This window comes from Actinomadura sp. HBU206391 (assembly GCF_014323665.1).
In the GTDB taxonomy this organism is placed as follows: domain Bacteria; phylum Actinomycetota; class Actinomycetes; order Streptosporangiales; family Streptosporangiaceae; genus Actinomadura_C.
In genome coordinates this window covers 1-3,914 of the sequence record NZ_JABVEB010000393.1, presented here as the reverse complement: position 1 = coordinate 3,914, position 3,914 = coordinate 1, and the positions used below count along the sequence as shown (strand labels likewise).

The window sequence follows — 3,914 nt, the reverse complement described above, 5'->3', positions numbered from 1 at the left end:
CGGACTGGATCGGGCTGCCGGACATGCACGGGCCCGACCTGAAGATGTCGGCGATCCTGCTCGCGCTCCCGGCCGTCATCGCGCTCATCGCCGAGAACACCGGCCACGTCAAGGCCGTCGGGGCGATGACCCGCACCGACCTCGACCCGGTCATCGGCCGGGCCGTCTTCGCCGACGGCGTGGGCACCATCCTCACCAGCTCGGTCGGCGGTTCGCCGACGACGACGTACGCCGAGAACATCGGGGTCATGGCGGCCACCCGCGTCTACTCCACGGCGGCCTACTACATCGCGGCGGCCGTGGCGATTCTCTTCGGCCTGTGCCCGAAGTTCGGCGCCCTCGTCGCGGCCACGCCCGGCGGCGTCCTCGGCGGCATCACCGTGATCCTCTACGGGATGATCGGCTTGCTGGGCGCGAAGATCTGGATCGAGAGCCAGGTCGACTTCGCCGATCCGGTCAACATGGTTCCCGTCGCCGCGGGCGTCATCCTCGCCGTCGGCCCGGTGGACCATAAGATCACCGATGACTTCGTCCTGTCCGGCATCGCGCTCGGGACGATCGTCGTGCTGGCCGGTTACCACGTGCTGCGCGCCATCGCCCCGCGTGCGGACGCGCGGGAGGTCTCCGGCGGTGAGGCCGGTTTCGACGCGGAGATCCCCGGCAAGACAGCTCCTGACGGGGCAGAGGCCGGGGAACGCGGAGCCGGAAAGCCCGGCACGCACGAGGAGGTGGCCGATGGACCGGCGACGAGCGCCGTACCTGACCCGCCGGGCCACGCACCGGAAGAGAAGACGCCCGGGAGCGGCGGCTGACGCGTGAAGCCACCATCGTTCGGCTACGACGCCCCGCGAACCCTCGGTGAGGCCCTGGGCGTCCTCGCCGAGGCGGGTTCCGACGGCAAGGTCCTCGCGGGCGGGCAGAGCCTGATCCCGCTGCTCAACATGCGGCTCGTCGCGCCCGGACGGCTGGTGGACATCAACCGGGTCGCCGGGCTCGACACCGTCGAGGTGACGGCCGAGGGGGTGCGCGTCGGCGCGCTGGCGCGGCACTCCCGCGTACTGCGCTCGGCCGAGTCGGCGCGCGCTCAGCCGCTGCTCGCCGAGGCGCTGCGCCACGTCGCCCATCCGGTGGTGCGCAATCGAGGCACGGTGGTGGGCAGTCTCGCGCACGCCGACCCGGCCGCCGAGCTCCCCGCCGTCCTCGCCGTGCTCGGCGGCAGCGTCGAGGTCCGGTCCGAGCAGGGGCAGCGCACGATCCCCGCGGAGGCGTTCTTCACCGGGCCGCTGGAGCCCGATCTGCGGCCGGGCGAGCTGGCGGTGTCGGCGTTCTTCCCGGCGCTCCCCCCGCGAGGCGGGGCCGCCTTCGCCGAGACGGCCCGGCGGCACGGTGACTACGCGCTGGTCGGGGTCGCCGCCGTCGTCGTCCTCGACGACGACCTCAGGGTCTCGTCGGCCCGCGCCGGTTACCTCAGCGTCGCCGCGACCCCGCTCGTCCTCGACCTCACCGAGGCCGCGGGCCGCCGGTCCGCGGCGTCGTGCGACTGGGCGGCCGTGGCCGCGCACGCCCAGAGCCTCGTCGATCCGGAGACCGACATCCACGCCGGCGCCGACTACCGCCGGCACCTGGCCGGTGTGCTCACCGAACGCGCTCTTCGCACCGCCGCCGCGAACGCCCTGGAGAGAGGAGATCCATGATGGAGCAGCGGCACGAGGTCGCGGTCACCGTCAACGGCGTGCACCGCAGCGCCATGGTGCCGGCCCGCAGGCTGCTGTCGGACTTCCTGCGCCACGACCTCGGGCTCACCGGCACGCACGTCGGCTGCGAGCACGGCGTCTGCGGCTGCTGCACGATCCTGCTCGACGGCGAGCCGGTGCGCTCGTGCCTGATGTTCGCCGTGACGGCGGGCGGCCACGAGATCACCACGGTGGAAGGGCTCGCGGGCACGGACGGCTCGCTGTCGCGGGTGCAGCAGGCGTTCCAGGAGTGCCACGGGCTCCAGTGCGGCTTCTGCACGCCCGGTTTCCTCTGCACGGTGACGGCGCTGCTGCGGGACAACCCGGCGCCTTCGGAGGCCGAGGTGCTGGAGGGCGTCTCGGGCAACCTGTGCCGCTGCACCGGCTACCAGAACATTCTCAAGTCGGTGCACCGGGCCTCGGAGCTCATCACCGAGGCGGGCCGGGCGAGCGGGGCGGACGCCCGCGACGGGCACCTGCGCTCCGCCAAGCACGCGGTACGGCACGCGCCCGGTGACACGGCCGGCGATGACGCGGGTGACGTGGCGGGCGACACCGTGGGGGGCGCCGTATGAGCGGTTTCGGGGAACCGATCGCGCGGCGCGAGGATCCGCGGCTGCTCACCGGCCAGGGCCGCTATGTCGACGACCTCGGGTCCGGTGCGCTGGCGGCCGCGTTCGTGCGGTCGCCGCACGCCCACGCCCGCGTCGTCGACATCGACGTCGACGCCGCGCTGGACGTGGACGGGCTGGTCGCCATCTACACCTGGGAGGACCTGCCGGACCGGGTGGGCGAGCCGCTGCCGCTGCTCATCCCGCATCCCGCCCTGACCCACGGCCGCACGGGACATCCGCTCGCCCGCGACCTCGTGCGGCATGTGGGCGAGCCGATCGTCATGGTCGTCGCCGAGGACCGCTATGTGGCCGAGGACGCCGTCGAGCGGATCCAGGTGACCTACGAGCCGCTGCCGCCGGTCATCGGGCTGCGCGACGCGGAGGACGCCGCCGCGCTCGTGCACGACGACGTGCCGGGCAACGTCGGCGCGCACCTGGTGCAGGAGGTCCCCGGCGAGGACGGCGCCGGCGCGCCCGCGGTGATCGACGCGGCGCCGCACGTCCTGGAGTTCCGGCTGGACATCGAGCGGAGCGCGTCCACGCCACTGGAGGGGCGCGGCGTCTACGCGCGCTGGGACGCCGACGACGGCTCGCTGAGGGTCTACTCCTCGACCCAGGCGTCGACGAGCGTACGCGCGGCCATCGCGGCCAGGCTCGGCCTGCCGCCGGCCAAGGTCGAGGTGATCGCACCAGACGTGGGCGGCGGGTTCGGCGTCAAGATCGTGCACCCGTGGCCCGAGGAGGTGCTCGTCCCGTGGGCCGCGCGGCTGCTGGACCGCGAGGTCAAGTGGACCGAGGACCGGCGGGAGCACTTCATCTCCGCCGCCCACGAACGCGCGCAGATCCACTTCGTCCGGGTCGGCTTCGACGACGAAGGCCGGCTGCTGGGGCTCGACGTGCGCATCCTGCACGACCACGGCGCGTACATGCCGTACGGGATCATCATCCCGATCATCACGTCGACGCAGCTGCTCGGCCCGTACAAGCCGGGCGCCTACCGGGTCGAGTTCACCAGCCTCTACACCAACACGGTCATCGTGACGCCGTACCGGGGAGCGGGCCGGCCGCAGGGCGTCTTCTGCATGGAACGGACGATGGACCGCATCGCCGACTTCCTCGGCCGCGACCGCACCGAGGTGCGCGCGGCGAACTTCATCCAGGCCGGCGAGTTCCCGTACGACCATGGCCTGATCTTCCAGGACGGGCGGCCGCTGATCTACGACTCGGGCGACTACCCGGAACTGCTGCGCAAGGCCAAGAAGCTCATCGACTGGGACGGCTTCGAGAAGGTCCGCGCTGAGGCGGCGGCACGGGGCCGCCGGGTGGGCATCGGCATCGCCGGTTATGTCGAGGGCACCGGGGTGGGCCCGTACGAGGGCGGGCACGTCGAGATCGACTCGTCCGGGCGCGTGCGCGTGTCCACCGGGCTGACCTCGCAGGGTCAGGGCCATCAGACCGTCTTCGCCCAGATCGTGGCGTCCGAGCTCGGCGTGCTCATCGAGGACGTGCACGTGACCACGGGGGACACGCGCCGGTTCGGGTACGCCGTCGGTACCTTCGCGTCGCG

At 72.8% G+C, this 3,914-nt stretch carries 4 protein-coding genes; all 4 read left to right on the top strand.

The window, feature by feature from the left end:
* Positions 1-812, top strand: an 812-nt coding sequence (locus HKK72_RS37100; protein ID WP_315987633.1) for a solute carrier family 23 protein, incomplete at its 5' end; no start/stop codon positions are given.
* 3 nt (positions 813-815) lie between these two features.
* Positions 816-1,694 carry an FAD binding domain-containing protein gene (locus HKK72_RS42570; RefSeq protein ID WP_187239067.1) on the top strand — a complete coding sequence of 293 codons (879 nt, stop codon included), beginning with the start codon at positions 816-818 and terminating at the stop codon, positions 1,692-1,694.
* Positions 1,691-2,308 (top strand): (2Fe-2S)-binding protein, encoded by a 618-nt coding sequence (locus HKK72_RS37090; RefSeq protein WP_315987632.1) that lies wholly within the window; start codon positions 1,691-1,693, stop codon positions 2,306-2,308. The genes HKK72_RS42570 and HKK72_RS37090 overlap by 4 nt, the downstream gene beginning before the upstream one ends.
* Positions 2,305-3,914 (top strand): aerobic carbon-monoxide dehydrogenase large subunit (gene cutA / locus HKK72_RS37085; protein ID WP_187239066.1); only part of this gene is annotated, 1,610 nt, incomplete at its 3' end. The genes HKK72_RS37090 and cutA, both read left to right, overlap by 4 nt.